General features: G+C 70.7%; 14 protein-coding genes and 1 tRNA gene. 8 read left to right on the plus strand and 7 right to left on the minus strand.

The window, feature by feature from the left end; genetic code table 11:
* Positions 1-56 precede the first annotated feature (56 nt).
* The gene (locus QWZ14_RS26050) at positions 57-695 is read right to left on the minus strand and encodes a flavin reductase family protein (protein ID WP_290319929.1); all 639 of its coding nucleotides are present in this window, start codon (positions 693-695) and stop codon (positions 57-59) included.
* A 131-nt stretch (positions 696-826) separates the two neighbouring features.
* On the opposite strand from QWZ14_RS26050, the gene QWZ14_RS26055 reads away from it, so the two are divergent.
* From QWZ14_RS26055 to QWZ14_RS26070, 4 genes are all read left to right on the plus strand, one after another.
* The gene (locus tag QWZ14_RS26055) at positions 827-3,145 is read left to right on the plus strand and encodes a methyl-accepting chemotaxis protein (protein WP_290319930.1); all 2,319 of its coding nucleotides are present in this window, start codon (positions 827-829) and stop codon (positions 3,143-3,145) included.
* A 57-nt stretch (positions 3,146-3,202) separates the two neighbouring features.
* Positions 3,203-4,075: an MBL fold metallo-hydrolase gene (locus tag QWZ14_RS26060; RefSeq protein WP_290319931.1), complete on the plus strand. Its 873-nt coding sequence runs from the start codon at positions 3,203-3,205 to the stop codon at positions 4,073-4,075.
* A 92-nt stretch (positions 4,076-4,167) separates the two neighbouring features.
* Positions 4,168-4,584: a Zn-ribbon domain-containing OB-fold protein gene (locus QWZ14_RS26065; protein ID WP_290319932.1), complete on the plus strand. Its 417-nt coding sequence runs from the start codon at positions 4,168-4,170 to the stop codon at positions 4,582-4,584.
* Complete coding sequence (locus tag QWZ14_RS26070; RefSeq protein ID WP_290319933.1) at positions 4,584-5,732, plus strand: thiolase C-terminal domain-containing protein; 1,149 nt, start codon at positions 4,584-4,586, stop codon at positions 5,730-5,732. Before QWZ14_RS26065 ends, QWZ14_RS26070 begins: the two co-directional genes overlap by 1 nt.
* Before the next feature lie 60 nt (positions 5,733-5,792).
* On the opposite strand, the gene QWZ14_RS26075 is transcribed toward QWZ14_RS26070, so the two are convergent.
* Positions 5,793-7,571: a diguanylate cyclase gene (locus QWZ14_RS26075; RefSeq protein ID WP_290319965.1), complete on the minus strand. Its 1,779-nt coding sequence runs from the start codon at positions 7,569-7,571 to the stop codon at positions 5,793-5,795.
* A gap of 300 nt (positions 7,572-7,871) precedes the next feature.
* Positions 7,872-7,946 (minus strand) — tRNA-Val (locus tag QWZ14_RS26080).
* Between the two features lie 104 nt (positions 7,947-8,050).
* Here QWZ14_RS26080 and QWZ14_RS26085 point away from each other — a divergent pair.
* Positions 8,051-8,935, plus strand: a complete 885-nt coding sequence (locus QWZ14_RS26085; RefSeq protein WP_290319934.1) for an N-formylglutamate amidohydrolase — start codon at positions 8,051-8,053, stop codon at positions 8,933-8,935.
* A 256-nt stretch (positions 8,936-9,191) separates the two neighbouring features.
* Here the strand turns inward: QWZ14_RS26085 and QWZ14_RS26090 are convergent, their stop codons facing one another.
* Positions 9,192-10,319: a CaiB/BaiF CoA transferase family protein gene (locus QWZ14_RS26090; protein WP_290319935.1), complete on the minus strand. Its 1,128-nt coding sequence runs from the start codon at positions 10,317-10,319 to the stop codon at positions 9,192-9,194.
* A 3-nt stretch (positions 10,320-10,322) separates the two neighbouring features.
* The gene (locus QWZ14_RS26095) at positions 10,323-11,492 is read right to left on the minus strand and encodes an acyl-CoA dehydrogenase family protein (RefSeq protein WP_290319936.1); all 1,170 of its coding nucleotides are present in this window, start codon (positions 11,490-11,492) and stop codon (positions 10,323-10,325) included.
* 133 nt (positions 11,493-11,625) lie between these two features.
* Here QWZ14_RS26095 and QWZ14_RS26100 point away from each other — a divergent pair, with 133 nt between their 5' ends.
* Both QWZ14_RS26100 and QWZ14_RS26105 read left to right on the plus strand, forming a co-directional pair.
* Positions 11,626-12,543 carry a LysR family transcriptional regulator gene (locus QWZ14_RS26100; protein ID WP_290319937.1) on the plus strand — a complete coding sequence of 306 codons (918 nt, stop codon included), beginning with the start codon at positions 11,626-11,628 and terminating at the stop codon, positions 12,541-12,543.
* A 294-nt stretch (positions 12,544-12,837) separates the two neighbouring features.
* The gene (locus tag QWZ14_RS26105; protein ID WP_290319938.1) at positions 12,838-14,379 is read left to right on the plus strand and encodes an alkaline phosphatase; all 1,542 of its coding nucleotides are present in this window, start codon (positions 12,838-12,840) and stop codon (positions 14,377-14,379) included.
* A 46-nt stretch (positions 14,380-14,425) separates the two neighbouring features.
* Here the strand turns inward: QWZ14_RS26105 and QWZ14_RS26110 are convergent, their stop codons facing one another.
* Both QWZ14_RS26110 and QWZ14_RS26115 read right to left on the minus strand, forming a co-directional pair.
* Complete coding sequence (locus tag QWZ14_RS26110) at positions 14,426-16,054, minus strand: thiamine pyrophosphate-binding protein (protein WP_290319940.1); 1,629 nt, start codon at positions 16,052-16,054, stop codon at positions 14,426-14,428.
* A gap of 224 nt (positions 16,055-16,278) precedes the next feature.
* Positions 16,279-17,733, minus strand: coding sequence for an N-acyl-D-amino-acid deacylase family protein (locus tag QWZ14_RS26115; RefSeq protein WP_290319942.1), 1,455 nt, complete (start codon positions 17,731-17,733; stop codon positions 16,279-16,281).
* A 156-nt stretch (positions 17,734-17,889) separates the two neighbouring features.
* Between QWZ14_RS26115 and QWZ14_RS26120 the strand changes: the two genes are divergently transcribed.
* A complete protein-coding gene (locus QWZ14_RS26120; protein ID WP_290319943.1) occupies positions 17,890-19,128 on the plus strand; it encodes an ABC transporter substrate-binding protein in 1,239 nt (412 codons plus the stop codon).
* Positions 19,129-19,160 lie beyond the last annotated feature (32 nt).

Consider the following 19,160-nt stretch of genomic DNA (forward strand, 5'->3'; position numbering starts at 1 on the left):
GGGGCACTCGGCAACCGCGGGCGAGCCTCAGGCGCCTGCCGGCAGGGCGGGGCCGGCTAGCGCGATGCCTTCTTCGCCTCCCACTCCGCCAGCGACAGGCGCGGCACCTCGATGCGGTCGGTCGTGCGGGCATACCAGCCGCGGCCGTGCATGCGCCCGACCAGGTTCATCTTCGGCGTGTCGACGTAGCAGCGGGCGGCATCCAGCACGCAGTCGTCGGCGATGTGCACGGCGACCACGCGGCCGAGGACGATGGTATGCTCCCCCGCCGGAACCAGCTGGTAGGTCACGCATTCCAGCGCCACCGGGCTTTCGGCGATGCGCGGCGGCTTGACCTTGGCGGAAGGCAGGCGGCTGAGGCCGGCCTCGGCGATCTCGTCCACCCCCGGCTCGAAGTCGACCGCGGTGGCGTTCATCTGGTGGACCGCCGTCTCCGGCACCAGGCAGACCACGAATTCGCCGGTGGCGCGGATATTCGCCGCGGTGTCCTTCAGCGCGTCCGGTGCCTTGGGGCCGCAGCCGATGCCGACCACCACGGGATTCGAGGAAAAGGCGTTGAAGAAGGAATAGGGTGCCGCATTGGTGACGCCCGCGGCATCCTGCGTCACCACCCAGGCGATCGGCCGGGGCACCACGGAGGACACGACCAGCTTGTAGCAGTCCTGCGGCGAGAGCGTCTCGAAGTCGAACAACATCGATGACAGGTCCTTCTGGCGGTATGGGCGGCGCGGCGGAAGGTGCCGCGCGGCGGCAGCACTGTCGAGTGGCCGTTTGCCGCTTGTTAAAGCGGCCAGGTGCAGGGTCGCCGAATCAAGGGGATCCATCCATGCGGCTGTTGCGAGATCAATCGGTCGGGCGGAAGTTGGCCGCGAGCGTCATCCTTGCCGTGCTGCTGCTTGCGGGCATGGTGGGCCTGGTCAGCGTCAACCTCGATGCCGCCCGGGAACAGCAGCAGGCGGAACGGGCTGCCGCCGCAGCCCAGCTCGCCGCCCAGCAAGGCGCGACCCATGCCGGCCGCACCGCCACCCTGCTGCGGGAGGTGGTGATGGCGCAGACCGTCGCGGCGGCGAACGACCGTGCGGCGGCGATGGTGGCGGAGGCCGAGGCGGCACGGGGGCGGATGGCGGCGGCGGCGGGCCTGGCGCCGCAGCCGGCGGTGCAGGAGAGGCTGGCGCAGGCGGCCACGGCGCTGGCGGACTACCTCGCCTCGGCGCAGGAGCAGTCGGCGCTGCGCCAGCAGCTCATCACCGAGCGGGACGAGACCTTCGCCCGCGCCGGGGCCGACTACGACCAGGCCTATGAGGCCGTCTCCAGCATGATGGAGCTGGATGTGCCGCCCGAGGCCCGGGAGGATGCGCGCCAGCGGCTGGCGGTCTTCCATGCGGTGGTGGCCGAGGTGCGGCTCGGCGCCCAGCGCTTCCTCGCCACCGGGGAGGAAGGCCAGGCCCGGCGGGTGCGGCGGGCGGCGGCGCAGCTGCGGGTGCATCAGCGGGCGGTGGGCTCCATCACCGTGGCGCCGGGCGCGGCCAACGACCTGCAGCGGATCACCACCGTGGCCGCGGCGGTGGCGGCATCGGCCACCAGGATGGTGCAGCTGGCGGAGGCGGCGAACACTGCCCGCACCGCGCACAGCACCCCGGCGCGGGAACGGCTCGAGGCGGCGGTGAACGACGTCGGGGCCCTGCTGGCGACGGAGGCCCAGGCCCGGGCCGCGGCCAGCGCGGCGAGCGGCGCCGCCCTGGCGGGCAGCGTCTTCTGGATCGGCGGTGCGGTCGCCCTGATGCTGGCGCTGTCGGGCTGGCTCAATGCGCGGGCCATCGGCACCCCCCTGCGGCGGCTGGTGGGCACCATCCGCGCCATCGCCGGCGGCAATGCCGACGTGGTGGTGCCGGACCGGGACCGCGCCGACGAGATCGGCGGCATCGCCGGAGCGCTTGAGGAACTGCGCGGGACGGTGCAGCGCGCCTTCGCCCAGCAGCAGATGCTGGAGCAGATGCCCTCGGCGGTGATGACCGCCGATCCGCGGGACGACTTCCGGGTCACCAGCATGAACCCGGCGACTCGGGCGCTGCTCGGGACGATCGAGCACTTGCTGCCCTGCAAGGCCCACGAGCTCCTGGGCCAGAGCATCGACGTCATGCACCGGCACCCGGGGCGGATTCGCGGCATCCTCGCCGACCCGGCCCGGCTGCCGCACCAGGCGCGGATCCGTCTGGGAGAGGAGACGATCGATCTCCTGATCAGCCCCATCCGGGATGCCAGGGGCGACTACGTCAGCAGCATGCTTGTCTGGTCCCTGGCCACCGCCCAGGCCCGGCTGGCCGACCGGTTCGAGGCGGATATCGGCGGCGTGGTCCAGGCGGTGGCATCGGCCGCGGCCCAGGTGCAGGGCGCCGCCCAGGCGCTGTCCGGCGCAGCCGTGACCAGCGACCGGGAGGCGGGGGCGGTGGCCGAGGCCGGCAACCGGGCCGGCGGGGATGTGCAGGCGGTGGCGGCGAGCGCCGAGGAACTGGCCGCGAGCGTCGCCGAGATCAGCCGCCAGGTGGCCGAGGGCGCGACCGTCGCCCGCGCCGCGGCGGCCGAGGCGCGGGCGACCGACGAGACGGTGCAGGGCCTGGCCCAGGCGGCGCAGCGGATCGGCGACGTGGTGCGGCTGATCGGCGACATCGCCGGCCAGACCAACCTGCTGGCGCTGAACGCGACCATCGAGGCGGCGCGGGCCGGGGAAGCCGGCAAGGGCTTCGCCGTGGTGGCGAGCGAGGTCAAGGCGCTGGCCGGCCAGACCGCCAAGGCGACCGAGGAGATCTCCAGCCAGATCGGCGCCATCCAGGCGGCGACCGGGCATGCGGTGACGGCGCTGCGGTCGATCGGCGGCACCATCGAGCGCATCAACGAGGTAACCACGGCGATCGCCGCCGCCGTGGAGCAGCAGGGCAGCGCCACCGAGGAGATCGCCCGCAGCGCCGGCCAGGTGGCGGAAGGCACCTCCGCCGTGGCGCTGCGGATCCAGGACGTGCAGCGCGCCGCGCGGGAGACGGGGGAGGCCTCGGCCGGGCTGCTGGGGGCGGCGGAAGGGCTGACCGGCCATGCCGGGGCGCTGCGGCAGCGGGCCGGGGAATTCCTGGCCAACATCCGCCGGGCATAGCCGGGAGCGGGAGGGCGGATTAGCCTGCCGCCTCCCGGAGGAGGCGCAAAGCAGCCCATGACGATCCCGACCCAGCAGGTGGCGGCGGTGTATCACCGCCGCGTCGGCGACATCACCATCACCGCCATCGGCGACGGCCACCTGGACGGCTCGATGGCGGTCATCCAGAACATTCCGGCGGAGGAGGCGGCGCAGCTGCTGCGGGACGCCTTCCGCCCGGTGCCGCGGCGGACCGCGGTGAATACCTTCCTGATCCATGCCGGCGGCCGTACGGCGCTGGTCGATACCGGCTGCGGCCCGGCGATGGCGGCGACCGGCGGCAAGCTGTTCGACAACCTGGCGGCGGCCGGCGTCGACCCGGGCAGCATCGACACCGTGCTGCTGACCCACATGCATCCCGACCACTCCAACGGGCTGTCGCGGGACGGGCAGGCACTCTTCCCGAATGCCGAGCTGGTGATGCATGCGGCCGAGCTGGCTCATTGGCATGACGACGCCGCTATGGCCCGGGCGGATGAGGTGGGGCGGCAGCGGAACTTCCAGGCGGCGCGGGACCAGGCCGCACCCTATCGCGGGCGCACCCGGACCTTCACCGGCGGCGAGGTCTTCCCGGGCGTGACCGCCATGCCCTTTCCGGGCCACACGCCGGGGCACAGCGGCTACCTGCTGGCCTCCGGCCGGGAGACGCTGCTGATCTGGGGCGACATCATCCATGTGCCGGAGATCCAGATCCCGCGGCCCGAGGTGACCATGGCCTTCGACGTGGACCCGGTGCAGGCGGCGGCGACGCGGCGGCGGGTCTTCGACATGGTGGCGACGGACGGGCTGGCGACCGCCGGGATGCACATGCATTTCCCCGGCTTCCTGCATCTGCTGCGCCGCGGCGAAGGCTACGCCATGCTGCCCGAGGCTTTCGCCACCGCGCTGTAGCACCCCCGCATCCCCAGTGGCCCCCTCGCCGCGCCCGGCCGGGCATGGCAGGCTGCGCCGCGTCGCAACCAAACCACAGGAGGAACGCGGGCATGCTCGCACCCGATCGGCCGAAGCCGAAGGCCACGCCGGAAACCAAGCATTTCTGGGATGGCTGCAAGGACGGCAAGCTGCTGCTGCAGCGCTGCGGCGACACCGGGAAGGCCTATTTCCCGCCGCGCCCCTTCAGCCCCTATACCGGAACCCGCAACGTCGAGGTCTTCGAGGCCTCGGGCCGCGCAACCCTGCACAGCTACGTCATCCACCACCGCCCGGTGCCCGGCTTCACCCCGCCCTACGCCATCGCGGTGGTCGAGCTCGAGGAAGGGCCGCGGATGATGACCAACATCGTCGACTGCCCGCAAACGCCCGAGGCGCTGGTGCTCGACATGAGGATGGAGGTCGCCTTCACGCCGCTGGACGAGGCCATCACCCTGCCGCTGTTCCGGCCCGCGAAGGAGTCCAAGTGATGATCGGTCGCGGAGAGATCGCCGTCGTCGGCGCCGCCGAATCGACCAAGATCGGCAAGGTGCCGGGCATGTCGCAGATCATGCTGCATGCCGATGCGGCGCTGAACGCCATGGCCGAATGCGGCCTGAAGCCGTCCGACATCGACGGCGTCGCCTGCGTCGGCCCGATGATGCCGCAGCAGATCGCGCATTACCTCGGCATCACCCCGAAGTGGGTCGACGGCACCGGCGTCGGCGGCTGCTCCTTCATGCTGCACGTCCGCCATGCCGCGGCGGCGATCCATGCGGGCTATGCCAAGACCATCCTGATCACCCACGGCGAGAGCGGCAATTCGCGCATCAACGCGACGCCGCGCCCGCCCGAGCCGGAGAGCCTGAACGGCCAGTTCGAGGTGCCCTACGGCCCCTTCGGCCCGCCGACGCTCTTCCCGATTCCGGTGCTGCGCTACATGAAGACGCGTGGCGTGACGCACGAGGACCTGGCGACCGTCTCCGTCGTCACCCGCGAATGGGCGGGCAAGAACCCGCGCGCCATGTTCCGCGACCCGATCACCGTCGACGACGTGCTCGGCAGCCGGATGATCGCCTACCCGTTCCGCATCCTGCAGTGCTGCCTGGTGACGGACGGCGGCGGCGCGCTGATCCTGACCAGCTCCGACCGGGCCAAGGACTTCCCGACCAAGCCGGTCTACATCCTCGGCACCGGCGAATCGGTGGAGACCAACATGGTCTCGCAGATGGAGGACTTCTCCTCCTCGCGCGCCTTCCGCGTGGCGGGGCCGACGGCCATCGAGGCGGCGGGGATCGACCGTAAGGATGTCGATCACCTGATGATCTACGACGCCTTCGCCCACCTGCCGCTGTACGGGTTGGAAGACCTCGGCTTCTGCAAGCCGGGCGAGGCGGCGGGCTTCATCCGCGAAGGGAATACCCGGCCGGGCGGCAAGCTGCCGCTGAACACCAATGGCGGCGGTCTGTCCTACACCCATACCGGGATGTACGGCATGTTCGCCCTGCAGGAGAGCGTGCGGCAGATGCGCGGCACCGCACCGGCGCAGGTGGCGGGTGCCAAGATCTCGGTCTGCCATGGCGTCGGTGGCATGTTCAGCGCCAGCGGCACGGTGGTCTTCTCGAACGAGAGGCCTTGAGGGGCGGCGGGGCGGCGCCAGCGGCGCTGCCCCGCAAGCCCATCCATCACGGGCCGGGCGTCATTCCGCCGAAAGGCTGCGGACGATCCCGAGCTTGGGTTGCGGCGGCGTGACCGCGTTGCGGGCGGTCGCCACCGTCACCTTGTTGCGGCCCGAGCGCTTGGCCTCGTACAGCGCGGCATCGGCGGCCTTCAGCGCGTCGGTCAGCCGGAGCGCCGTCTGCGGGGCTGCGGCGACGCCGATCGAGACGGTGATCGGGGGCAGGGGCAGGCTGCCCGGCGCCCGTGCCGCCGAGCCGCTGAGCCCGGCGATCGCCTGGCGGAGCACATCCGCCCGCTCCGCGGCCTGCTCGATGTCGGATCCGGGCAGCAGGACCGCCAGCTCTTCCCCGCCGTAGCGGCAGGCGACGTCGCTGCGCCGGAGCTGGTCGATCAGCAGCGCGCCGACCGCGTGCAGCACGGCATCGCCCACCGCATGGCCATGGGTGTCGTTGATCGACTTGAAGTGGTCGAGGTCCAGCATCAGCACGGCGACGGGCTGGCCATCGCGGGCGAGTTGCGCTTCGATCTGCGGCATCACCTCCTCGAGGAAGCGCCGGTTGTGCAGGCCGGTCAGCGCATCCCGCAGGGCCTGGCCGCGCAGCCGCTCCCGCAGCGCTTGGTTCGCCAGGGCGAGGGAGACGCTGTCGCCCAGTGCGGTGGCGAGCGCCGTCTGCTCGGCGCTCGGGGCCGGGGCATTGGCGCCGAAGGCGATTCGGAGGACGCCCTGCACCTCGCCCCGGGCCGCCATGGGAACGCAGAGGCCGCTGCCGGTGGCCGCACAGGCGACGCAGCCCAGCCCGCCGTCGGCGGAGGAGGGGTCGCCGTGGTGCGGCCGGCCACGCTTCAGCGCCCAGCATTCGGAGGGTGCGAAGTGGTCCGGCGGCTCGGAGGCGGCCACGCCAAGGGGCTGGTCGCCGCCCTTCCAGGAGGCGGCCAGGTCCAGCCGGTCGCGGGAGTTGTTGAAGGCGAAGAGCCAGCCGGACAGGCCGGGCAGCAGACGCTTGGCGGCATGGGCCACCACCGCGCGGACGTCGCTGGCTTCGACCCCGCTCTGCAGTAGCTCGCTCATCTCGACCAGCGCCGCCAGTTCGCGACCGCGCCGGTCCGAGGCGGTGCGGGCCAGTTCGGCCGCCCTCTGCCGGCGCCGGATGATCCGATGGGCGACGCCGAGGGCGACGATGGAGATCAGCGTGCCGAGAAGCACGAGGATGACGACCGCGGTCTGCCGCCAGCCCAGCGCCGCGCGCCACCGGGCGATCTTGGCCTCGCGGTCGGAGACGAAGACGGTAACCAAGCGGCGTATGTCGTCGGTGGCCCGCTTGCCCTCGCCCGCCTGGGTGCCGCTGACCGCGGCCTCCCTGCCGCCGGAGGCGTAGTGCTCGATCCGCCGGGCCCGGGTCCGGATGGCGACCTCGAGCGCGTCGACCAGGGAGGTCTCGCGCAGCTCGTTCAGCCCGCGGTCGATGCTGGCGATGGATTGGTTGCGCTCGCGCTGGAAGAACTGCAGCGCCGCGTGGTAGTCGGCCAGCTGATCCTGCTTGCCGCTCAGCAGGAAGCCGCGCGAGGAGCTCTCGAGGTCGACGGCCGCCTGCAGGATGCGCCGGGCGTTGTCGCGCTCCGCCATCGCCTGGTCGACCTGGCCGTCGATCCGTTGTGCCTCGACGTATCCCCAGGTGGCCGCGGCCGCACCGAGCATGAGGATGGCAGCGAGCGAGGGAACGACCCAGCGCCATCGCCGCAGCGGGTCGCCGCGTGGAGCCTCGTCCGTTCCGCCCTGCGCTGTCGTCGATGCGAGCATCGTCACGATCCGACCATGTCCTGGCGAGGTGTGTACCGCGGACAGGGCGTAGACGCGAACTAAATCTCTAAAAAACAACCATAGATTGCCGTATCCTTTAGGAATCGCCAGTCCTGCTGCAATCGAACAGGGCAAGAAGAGCCGATCGCTGGAATTGGTCTTCAGGGCGAGCAGGGCGTCAGGACATGGCTGCCGCGGAAGCGATGATGGTCCGCAGCAGGTCGGGCACCATGCCAATGGGATCGGCCGCAGACCGCCAGATCCGCTAGGCCACGCCCACGTCGGAAGGAGAGCGCGGCGTGGTGGGCGCAACAGGGATTGAACCTGTGACCCCTACCGTGTCAAGGTAGTGCTCTACCGCTGAGCTATGCGCCCACGCTCGCGGAGCGGCTGTTTAGCCCGCTCTTTGCGCCGGGGCAAGCCACTCCCGCCGAGAAAGGATGACAGTTCTCGGCACCTGTGGCTTGATCGGGGTGCCAATGGACCTTCCCCTCAATCTCACCAGCATTCCACCGCTCGAGGCGGGGCAGGCACCCTATTGGCTGGCTCGCCCGGCCGTGCATGGCGCCCCGGTGATCTTCGCCTCGCCGCATTCCGGCCGGGCCTATCCCGCCGAATTCGTCGCCGCCGCCCGGCTCGACCCGCTGGCGCTGCGCAAGTCCGAGGATGGCTTCGTCGACGAGCTCTTTGCCGCCGCGCCGGAGCATGGCACGCCGCTGCTGGCGGCGACCTTCCCCCGCGTCTTCTGCGACGTGAACCGCGAGCCCTGGGAGCTCGATCCCGGGATGTTCGACGGGCCGCTGCCGGCCTGGGTGAATACCGCCAGCCCGCGGGTCGGCGCCGGCCTCGGCACCATTGCCCGGGTGGTGGCGACGGGGGAGCCCGTCTATCGCCACAAGCTGCGCTTCGAGGAGGCGGAGGACCGGATCCGCCGGTACTGGCAGCCCTACCATGCCGCGCTGGCGGCGTTGATCGCCGAGACCCGGGCGGAGTTCGGTACCTGCCTGCTGATCGACTGCCACTCCATGCCGACCCATCCGGCCCAGGCGGCTTCGCCGCCGGATTTCGTGCTCGGCGATGCGCATGGGACGGCCTGTGCGCCCCGGGCGACGCGGCTGGTGGAGGAGGCCCTCTCGGGCATGGGCTACCGGGTGCGGCGCAACGACCCCTATGCCGGGGGCTACGTCACCCGGCACTACGGCCGTCCGCGCGAAGGCGTGCATGCCCTGCAGATCGAGATCGCCAGGCCGCTCTACATGGATGAGGCGCGGATCGAGCGGCTCCCCCGCATGCTGAGCCTGCAGGCGGATCTGACCCGGCTGATCGCCACGCTCGCGGCGGCGGACTGGCGCTTCCTGCGCTGAGCCTCCGGGCCCGCGCCGTGCCACCGAGCAGCCCGGTCTGCGGACAAAAAAAGGGCGGTGGCTTTCGCCACCGCCGAGTTTAGGGAGGAAACGTCCAAGAAAGACAGACAACCCGGCAACCGCCGTGTTGCTGCGATGCACAATCTAGGTCCGGCCCGGCCTTTTGGCAAGAGCCTTTTTGCAGTGCAGCATTCGAATGAGCGCATAGGTCGGGACGCCCAGGCCTTGGGTCTTTTTTCTTACTGAAATCAACCGGTTAGGCCGCGAATTCGGCGCGGATGGCCAGGCTGTGCTGGCCGAGGGACGGCACCGGCCCGAGGTTGCGCGCCCCGTCGGAGAGCCGAGCCGGTGGTGCGCCGATGGCGATAGGCCCCTGCTCAGTCTCAACCGTCACGCGTCGCAGGGCCGGGTGGTCGCGCAAGCCTTCGCAGTCGTTCACGAAGCCATAGGCGACATTGGCACGCTTGAGCTTGGCGGCGCAGGCATCGCGGTCGAGGCTGGCGAACATCCGGGCGATATGGGCGTCCACCATCGGCCGGTGCGCCACCCGCTCGTTGTTGGAGCGGAATCCCTCCTGCTTCGGCAGGTCCCGCTCGTCGAGGAAATGTTCCGAGAAGCTGGCCCATTCGCGCTCGTTCTGGATGGCGATCAGTACCAGCTGCGCATCCTTCGTCTCGAAGGCGCCGTAGGGGCAGATGGAGGGATGCGCCAGACCGATGCGCGGCGGCGTCTTGCCGGTGCCCTCGAATTGCAGCAGCGGCACCGTCATCCAGTCGGCCATGCCGTCGAACAGCGACACGGCGATGCCCTTGCCGCGGCCGGTGATGCCGCGCTCGATCAGCGCCTCCAGCACCGCCGCGTGGCTGTGCATGCCGCAGGCGATGTCGCAGGCGGAGACGCCGACGCGGCCCGGCCCCTCGGCCCGGCCGGTGATGGCGGCGAGGCCGCTCTCGGCCTGGACCAGCAGGTCGTAGGCCTTCATCGAGGCGTATTCGCCCTCGTCGCCATAGCCGGAGATGTCGACGGTGATCAGCCGCGGGTATTTCTCCCGCAGCTGGGCGCTGCCGAAGCCGGCCCGGCCCATGGCGCCGGGGGCGAGGTTCTGGATGAAGACATCGGCCTTCGAGATCAGCGTCTCCAGCAGCGCCTTGTCGCCGGGGGCCTTGATGTCGAGGCAGAGGCTCTCCTTGCCGCGGTTCAGCCAGACAAAGTAGCTGGACTGGCCGAGGGCGACGGCATCGTAGGCCCGGGCGAAGTCGCCCTCGGGCCGCTCGATCTTGATGACGCGCGCGCCGGCATCGGCGAGCCGGCTGGCGCAATAGGGCGCGGCGACGGCCTGCTCCATCGAGACGACGAGCAGGCCCTTCAGCGGTTGGCTCGCCATGGCTCAGTAGCTCCGCGGCATGCCGAGCACGTGCTCGCCGACGTAGGAGAGGATCAGGTTGGTGCTGATCGGCGCCACCTGATAGAGCCGCGCCTCGCGGTACTTCCGCTCCACGTCGTATTCCTCGGCGAAGCCGAAGCCGCCGAAGGTCTGGATGGCGGCCTCGCCGGCGGCCCAGGCCGCATCGGCGCAGAGCATCTTGCCCATGTTGGCCTCCTCGCCGCAGGGCTGGCCGGCCTCGAACTTGGCGAGGCCCAGCCGCAGCAGCGCCTCGGCGGCGCGCATCTGCGCATAGGCCTTGGCGATCGGGAACTGAACGCCCTGGTTCTGCCCGATCGGCCGGCCAAACAGCACGCGCTCCTTGCTGTAGTCCACCGCCTTCTTGATGAACCACTTGGCGTCGCCGATGCTCTCGGAGGAGATCAGCAGCCGCTCCGCGTTCATGCCGTCGAGGATGTAGCGGAAGCCCTTGCCCTCGATGCCGACCAGGTTCTCGGCCGGGACCTCCATGTTGTCGAAGAAGACCTCGGTGGAGTTGTGGTTCATCATCGTGCGGATCGGGCGAATGGTGAGGCCGCGGCCCAGCGCCGACTTCATGTCGACGATGAAGGTCGAGAGCCCGTCGGTCTTCTTCGCCACCTCGCCGCGCGGCGTGGTGCGGGCCAGCAGCAGCATCAGGTCGGAATGCTCGGCGCGGCTGGTCCAGATCTTCTGGCCGTTGACGATGTACTTGTCGCCTTCCTTCTTGGCGAAGGTGCGCAGCGCGGTGGTGTCGGTGCCGCTGGTCGGCTCGGTCACGCCGAAGGCCTGCAGGCGGAGCTCGCCCGTCGCGATCTTCGGCAGGTAGCGCTTCTTCTGGTCCGGGCTGCCGTGCTTCAGGATGGTGCCCATGATGTACATCTGGGCGTGGCAGGCGCCGGCGTTGCCGCCGGAGCGGTGGATCTCCTCGAGGATGGCCGCGGCGGCGGACAGCGGCAGGCCGGCGCCGCCGAACTCCTCCGGGATCAGCGCGCCGAGGTAGCCGGCCTCGGTCAGGGCGGTGACGAAGGCGGTCGGGTAGGCGCGGTCACGGTCCACCTGGCGCCAGTACTCGCCGGGGAAGCGGGCGCAGAGCTTGCCGACCTCCTCGCGGATCTCGGCATGCGGATCGGCGGTGCTGATGTGCTGGTCCATGGCGTGTCCTCCGGCTTCGGGATTAGGGCGGGGCCACCCTGGTGGCAAGGCAGCGCACCTTGGGCTTTCTGGAGGCATCGAGGAATTCGAAAACGCCGATAGCACCTATAGTCGGCTGCTATACCTTGGTCCTATGGACCTGAAGCAACTCCGTACCTTCCGCGAAGTGGCCGAGGCGGGCTCGCTGAGCCGCGCGGCGGACCGCCTGCACCTGGCGCAGCCGGCGCTGTCCCGGCAGATCCGCCTGCTGGAGGCGGAGGTGGGGGTGCCGCTGTTTGCCCGGCACGGGCGGGGGATGCAGCTGACCGAGGCGGGCAGCGCGCTGCTGGAACGGATCGACGGGCCGGTGCGGCAGCTCGAGGGCGCGATCGCCGAGGTCCGCAGCCTTGCCGGCGCGGTCAGCGGGCAGGTGGCGCTGGGGATGATGCCGACCATCAGCTCGGTCCTCGCCGGGCCGCTGGCGCGCCGGGTGGCGCGGGACCATGCCGGCATCTCGCTGCGGATCGTCGAGGGCTATACCGGGCACCTCATCGAATGGGTCCAGCGCGGGGTGACCGATGCGACCCTGCTCTATGGCCCGGCGCCGGCGCTGCACCTGCGGGTGATGCCGCTGCTGATCGAGGAGATGGTGCTGGTCGGCGCTGCCGGGAGCGGGATCGGGCCGGAGGCGGTGCCCTTCGTCGAGCTTGCCGGGCAACGGCTGGTGCTGCCGAGCCGCCAGCATGGCCTCCGCCGCATCGTCGAGGCCGCCGCTGGGCGGGCCGGGATCGCGCTCAACGTGGCCTTCGAGGCCGATAGCTTCGGGGTGCTGAAGGAGCTGGTGGAGAGTGGCCTGGGCCAGGCAGTGCTGCCGCGCTCCGCCATCCGGGTGGAGGAGGCGGCCGGGCGGCTGCGGGTGGCGCCGCTGGTGCGGCCGGTGCCGCGGCGGGAGGTGGTGCTGGCACTGCCGCCGGACCGGGTGCCGTCCCGGGCGGTGACGGTGGTGCTGGGGCTGCTGGAGCAGGAGGTGGCGCTGCGGGCGGCGGCGGGGGATTGGCGGGGGATGCGGTGAGGGCAAGGCGCGCGTGGGACGGGGGCGCCGCGACTCCGGTGCTCGCGGCAAGGGCCGCGGCCCGACCGGGTTCGGGCGCTGTTCGGTGAAGCGGCATTCAGTGCATCGGCAATAGTCCGGATTTAAATTTGGGGCCGGACATACAACTGAAGATAGTCAAAGAAGCAAGTTCCCATAGTTCAAGCATGGAACATCATAAAACTGCCACGGGATCAACTTCGTCAGACTAGATCAGCTGTTCCCATGAATAGTGGTTCGGAGGCCCCGTGGATGGCGCACCGAACCGGAGCAGACATGAGCGACATCACTACCGCAGGTGCGGACATTGCATTTCCCACGCTAAGCCCGATCAAGAACGTGATCCTGATGATTGCGGACGGGGCCGGCGCCAATACGCTGGAGGCCACGCGGCTTTACCTCCAGGGCCTGCAGCCCGGCGATGCGCGCGGCGGCGCGGTGGGGTCGCTGGTCGTCGACGGACCCGGCTTCACCAACGCCATGCAGTCGGTCTATCCGCTCGATACCCGCACGGTGCCGGGCAGCGATGAGCAGAACCCGGATGTGGTCTACGACCCGGCGCAGAACTACGATGCGACGCCCGTGGCCGGCACCAATGCCGCCGGCTATCAGCGCGGCTTCGCCGGTTACGACTGGAACCGTGCGACCTATCCGGATTCCGGGAACACCGCCTCGGCGATCTCGGATGGCCAGAAGACCTACAACAACGCCATCAACGTCGACGGCAGCGGCGATGCGCAGCGCTCGACCGCGGAGCTGGCGCATTCGCTGGGCAAGGCGACCGGCGTCGTGTCCACGGTCCAGTTCTCGGATGCGACTCCCGCGGCGGGTGGCGGCGCCCATAACGTAGCCCGCTCCAACGCCCAGGATATCGCGGCCGAGATGTTCGGCGCCGGCGTCCTCGACGTGATCGCCGGAACCGGCAATCCCGACTACAACGACGATGGCCAGCTCCGCGCGACGCCGAACTACCAGTGGGTCGGCCCGGAGGTCTGGAATGCGTTGAGGGACGGCAGCTACGCCTCCTCCGACGGCGGGACGTGGGATCTGCTGCAGGACCGCGCGGAGATCATCGCCGCCGGCAGCGGCGAGCCGACGGACGAGCGCCTGGCGATGCTGGTCCAGGCCTTCACCGGCAGCAACTTCTACCGCTCCGGCGCCAGCCCGGCGGGCGAGACGGAAATCCCCTTCTCCGTGCCGCGGCTCGATACCTCGCCCACCTTGACCGAGCTTTCGGCCGCGGCGCTCAACCGGCTGAATGCCGATGAGGATGGCCTCTACATCTCCATCGAGGGCGGCGCGGTGGACCGGGCGATGCATGCGAACAACTTCGGCCGCATGATCGAGGAATACATCGAGTTCAACGATGCCGTGCAGTACGTCGTCGACTGGGTCGGCTCGGGGGAGAGCCGCGCGACCTGGGCGGATACGCTGCTCATCGTCACCGCCGACCATGACCATCTGCTGTTCGGCCCCGATGGTGCCACCATTCCCTACCAGTCCGTGCTGCCGGACCAGGATGGCGATGGCGTGCCGGAATATGCCTGGTTCAGCAACAACCACTCGAACCAGTTGGTGCCGCTCTACACCGCCGGCGCCAATGCCGAGGATACGCTGGCCCTGTCGGACCAGCGCGACGTGGTGCTGAATGCCGAGGGGCAGGCCGTGGCCGGTAGCGGGCGCACCTATACCGATGAAGCCGAGCTGGGCCGCTACGTGCTGGAGCAGTTCCAGCTCGGCGAGACCATCGACTGGAATTCGACCGCCGAGCGGGTTCTGGCGAATTACGCCGAGACCGGGCAGTGGTTCTTCTCCTGATCCGGGACTGACGCCGTGCGGCCGGGCATGCCTGGCCGCACGGCCTTCATTCGGCGGCCAGCCGCTGCGGCAGCACCGCCTCCAGCGAGGTCCGCACCACCACCGCCGCCGGCCCGGGCGCGGCCAGCGCCGCCTCCAGGGCCGGGAAATCCGCCTTGCTCTCCACCACCGTCACCGGCACCCGGAAGGCGGCGCACCACTGGGCGAAGTCCGGGTTGATCAGGCTGGTGCCGGAGACCCGCCCCGGATGCGCCTTCTCCTGGTGGATGCGGATGCTGGCGTAGCTGCCGTTGTCGGAGAGGATGAGCTTCACCGCCGCCCCGCGCGCCACCGCGACGGCGAATTCGGCGCCGGTCATCAGCGCCCCGCCATCGCCGACCAACCCGATCACCTGCCGCCCCGGGCAGCGCAGCGCCGCGGCGACGGCGGCCGGGATGCCGAAGCCCATGGCGCCCGAGACCGGCACCACCAGCCGCTGCGGCGGCACCCAGCCGACCTTGCGGTAGAAGGGCGCGCCGAAGGTGCCGGCATCGAGGGTGACGATGGCATCCGGCGCGGCGACGCGCTCGATCAGCTTGGCGACCTCCGCGAAGGCGATTCCATCGGCGAAGTCGCGCGGGACGACGCCGCAATCGGCGACATGGAGGGCGCGCAGCCGTTCGCACCAGGCGGCGCGGCCGGGGGCGGCGGCGGGGGCCTCGGCGGCGAGGGCGCCGATGGTGGCGCGGGCATCGGCTGCGATGGCCAGCTCGGCCGGGAAGAGCCAACCGAGGAAGTGTGGGTCGGCGCAGACATGCACGAGGCGCTGGCCGGCCGCCGGCCAGCTCCAGCCCTGGGTGGTGATGTCGGTCAACCGGGTGCCCAGCGCCAGGACAAGATCCGCCTCGGCGAAGGCGGCGCGCTGGGCATCCGGGTTCCGCAGACCGAGATCGCCGGCATAGAGCGGGTGGTCGTTCGGGAAGAGATCCTGGCGGCGGAAGGAGACGGCGACGGGAAGCTGCCAGGCCTCGGCGAAGGCCAGCAAGGCCTCGCGCCCGCCCGGCGCCTCGAAGCCGTGGCCGGCGAGCAGGATGGGCCGCGCGGCGCCGCGCAGCAGGGCGGCGAGGCGGGCGGCATCGGCCGGGGCCGGGGGCAGGGGGCTCGGCAGGGTCGCGGCCATCAGGGGGGCGGCACAGGCCATCGCCAGCACGTCCTCCGGCAGGGAGAGCACCACCGGGCCGGGCACGCCGCCCATGGCCTGCGCATAGGCCCGGGCGATGAACTCCGGGGCCTGGTCGGGGTCGGTCACCTCGCCCACCCATTTCGCCACGCCGCGGAACATGTTGGCGTAGTCGATCTCCTGGAAGGCGTTGCGCCGCAGGTCGCGCTTCTCCACCTGGCCGACCAGCAGGATCAGCGGCACCGCATCCTGCTCGGCGGTATGGACGGCGATCGAGGCGTTGCAGGCGCCGGGGCCGCGCGAGACCAGCACCACGCCGGGGCGGCCGGTGAGCTTGGCATCGGCGACCGCCATGAAGCCGGCGCCGCCTTCGCTGCGGCAGGTGACGAGGTCCAGGCTGGCATGGGCATGCAGCGCATCGAGGAGGGCGATGTAGCTCTCCCCCGGCACGCAGAAGGCGCGGTCGATGCCCTGGGCGGCCAGGAATTCCACGATGCGTTCGGCTGCGGTGGCCATGGTCGGGGTGTCTCCTCGGTTGCCGATGCCTAGCGCCGCCGCGCCGGATCGCCAAGCCGCCGCGCTATCGGCGCCCTTGGGTCGCCACGCCGCCGTGGCCGAGCCAGGCGAGGATCGCCACGGCGGCGAGGAGGCCGGTGCGGAGGATCAGGGCGCGCGGCAGGGGGGGCGGCTGCATCGTCACCCGCCGGCACCGGTGACCGGCGCCGGGCCGGGCGCCAGGCTCACGCCCGGTGGCGGCGGATGAGCCGGCCGGGGGCCTCGCCGGTCAGGCCGGTGCCGGCGCGGAAGGTCGGGACGCCATTGGTCCAGACTTCCTCGATGCCTTCGGATTCCTGCTTCGGGTCCTCGAAGGTCGCGCGGTCGATGACCTTGTGCGGGTCGAACAGCACGAGGTCGGCATAGGCACCGGCGCGCAGCACGCCGCGATCCTCCATCCCGAACAGCGCCGCGGTGCGGCCGGTCATCTTGTGGATGGCGGTCTCGAGGTCGAACAGCCCGAGTTGGCGCGAATAGAGGCCGAGCACCCGGGGGAAGGTGCCCCAGAGGCGGGGATGGGGATGCGCGTCATGCGGGATGCCGTCCGAGCCGATGACCGACATCGGATGCGCCATGATGCGGCGGACGTCATCCTCGTCCATCTGGAAGGTGATGGCGCCGGCGGGCATCAGCTTCTCCGCCGCGGCGCGCTGGTCCATGTTCCAGCCGCGGGCGACCTCGGACAGGTCCTTGCCGGCGAATTCCTGATGCGGCACCGACCAGGTGATGATGACCCGCACGTCGTCCCGCAGCCGGTCCGGCATCAGCACGGTCGACCCGGCCGGGTAGGGGTACATGTCGTAGGCGACTTCCTGCAGCGCGACCGAGGCCTCCAGCAGCGCCAGGGTCTGCACGCTGCGGCCGTAGTTCTCCGGCATCGAGCATTTGTGGTGGCTGATCCACACCGGCACACCGAGCCGCTTGCCGATCTTGAGCGTCTCCTCGATCGAGGCGCAGACGTGGTCGGCCTCGTCCCGCATATGGGTGAAGTACATGCCTCCCGCGGCGCGCAGCGGCTCGGCGACGGCGATCACCTCCTCGGTCGTCGCATGCATGTTGGGCTTGTAGTAGAGGCCGGTGGAGAAGCCGGAGGCGCCCTCGGCCAGGGATTCGGCGACGATCTGGCGCATCTGGGCGATCTCGTTGTCCCGCGCCGGGCGGTAGAGGTCGTCGCCCATGACGCGGTAGCGCAGCGTCTGGTGGCCGACCAGGGCATAGGTATTCACGGCCGCCGGGCTGCGGCGCACCGCCTCGGCATAATCGCCGAAGCTGCCGAAGCGGAACCAGCCATCCTCCCCCACCAGGTCGAGCGGCGAGACCGGGCGCTTGTCGGTGACCAGAGGGGCGAGCGAGACGCCGCAATTGCCGACGACGACGGTGGTGACGCCCTGGCTCGATTTGCAGCGCAGGCATTCGCAGCCCATCAGCACGGCGCGGTCGTCGTGGGTATGGGCGTCGATGAAGCCCGGGGCCAGCGCCTTGCCCGTGGCGATCACCTCGCGGTCTGCGCTGGCGGCGCCGAGGTCGCCGACCGCGGTGATGCGGTCCCCGGTGACGCCGACATCGCCGACGCTGCGGCGGGCGCCGGTGCCGTCGAAGAGGGTGGCATCGCGGATGATGAGGTCGCAGCGGAGGGCCATGCGTCGGGGCTCCTGGCAAGGTGGTCGGGCGGGATCGGTCCGCTGTAGGGTTACCCGGCCGCGCCTGCGGGGGAAAGGCCGCAGCGGATCGCCGCTTGCCATTCCCGCCCGGCCGAAGGCAGGTAGCTCCCCGTCCAAGGGAGAAAACGAACCATCATGACGCAACTTGACCGCCGCCAACTGCTGGGCGGCCTTGGCGCCGCCGGCGCTTCGCTCCTGACCGCCGGCGGCGCACGCGCCCAGGCCGCGGCGCCCATCCGCATCGCAGTGCTGGCGGATTTCTCCGGCCCCTACCGGGATACCTCGGGCCCCACCGCCGTCGCCTGCGTCCAGCAGGCGGTTGAGGACAGCGGCCTGGCCGCGCGCGGGATCGCGGTCGAGGTGATCCAGGGCGACCACCAGAACAAACCGGATGTCGCCATGGCGATGTCGCGGCAATGGATCGACCAGCGCGGCGTGGACATGATCTGCGAGGTGAACAACTCCTCCATCGCGCTCGCCCTGGCCGGGCTGGTGCAGGAGAAGAACAAGGTCCAGATGAACAGCGGCGCGTTGAGCGCGGCGATCACCGGGGAGCGCTGCTCGGCCAATACCATCCACTGGACCGCCGATACCTGGATGCTGGCGAACTCGGTCGGCCAGGCGACGGTGAAGGCCGGCGGCGACAGCTGGTTCCTCATCACCGCCGACTATGCCTTCGGCCACCAGATGGAGCGCGACCTGACCCGCTTCGTCGGCACCGCCGGCGGCCGCATCGTCGGCGGGACGCGCTTCCCCTTCCCGGGCACGGCGGATTTCTCCTCCTTCCTGCTGCAGGCGCAGTCGAGCCGGGCGAAGGTCGTGGGGCTGCTGATGGCCGGCGGCGACATGATCAACTGCATCAAGCAGGCCCGCGAATTCGGCGTGACGCGACGGGCCCGGCTGGTCGGCATCCCGATGTTCGTCACCGACATCCACAGCATGGGCCTCGAGGTGGCGCAGGGGCTGACGGTCTGCGAGACCTTCTACTGGGACATGAACGACCGCACCCGCGCTTTCCTTGAGCGGGTGAAGCCCAAGACGCCGGCCAACTACCCGAACCAGGAGCATGCCGGCACCTATTCCGGGGCGCTGCACTACCTGAAGGCCGTGGCCGACCTCGGCGCCGAGCGGGCCAGGGCCAGCGGGCTCGAGGTGGTGCAGCGGATGAAGGCGATGCCGACCGACGACGACTGCTTCGGCCCCGGCCGGGTGCGCGAGGACGGCCGCAAGATCCACCCCGCGCACCTCTTCGAGGTGAAGGCGCCGGGCGAGAGCAAGGGCGCCTGGGACTACTACAAGCTGGTCAGCAGCGTCGGCGCGGAGGATGCCTTCCGCCCGATCGGCGAGGGCGGCTGCCCGCTGGTGCGCGGCTGAGGGCAGCGGGCGGCGGGCGTCCCGCCGCCAGC

Origin of the sequence: Paeniroseomonas aquatica (assembly GCF_030409335.1) — a bacterium.
Classification (GTDB): domain Bacteria; phylum Pseudomonadota; class Alphaproteobacteria; order Acetobacterales; family Acetobacteraceae; genus Belnapia; species Belnapia aquatica.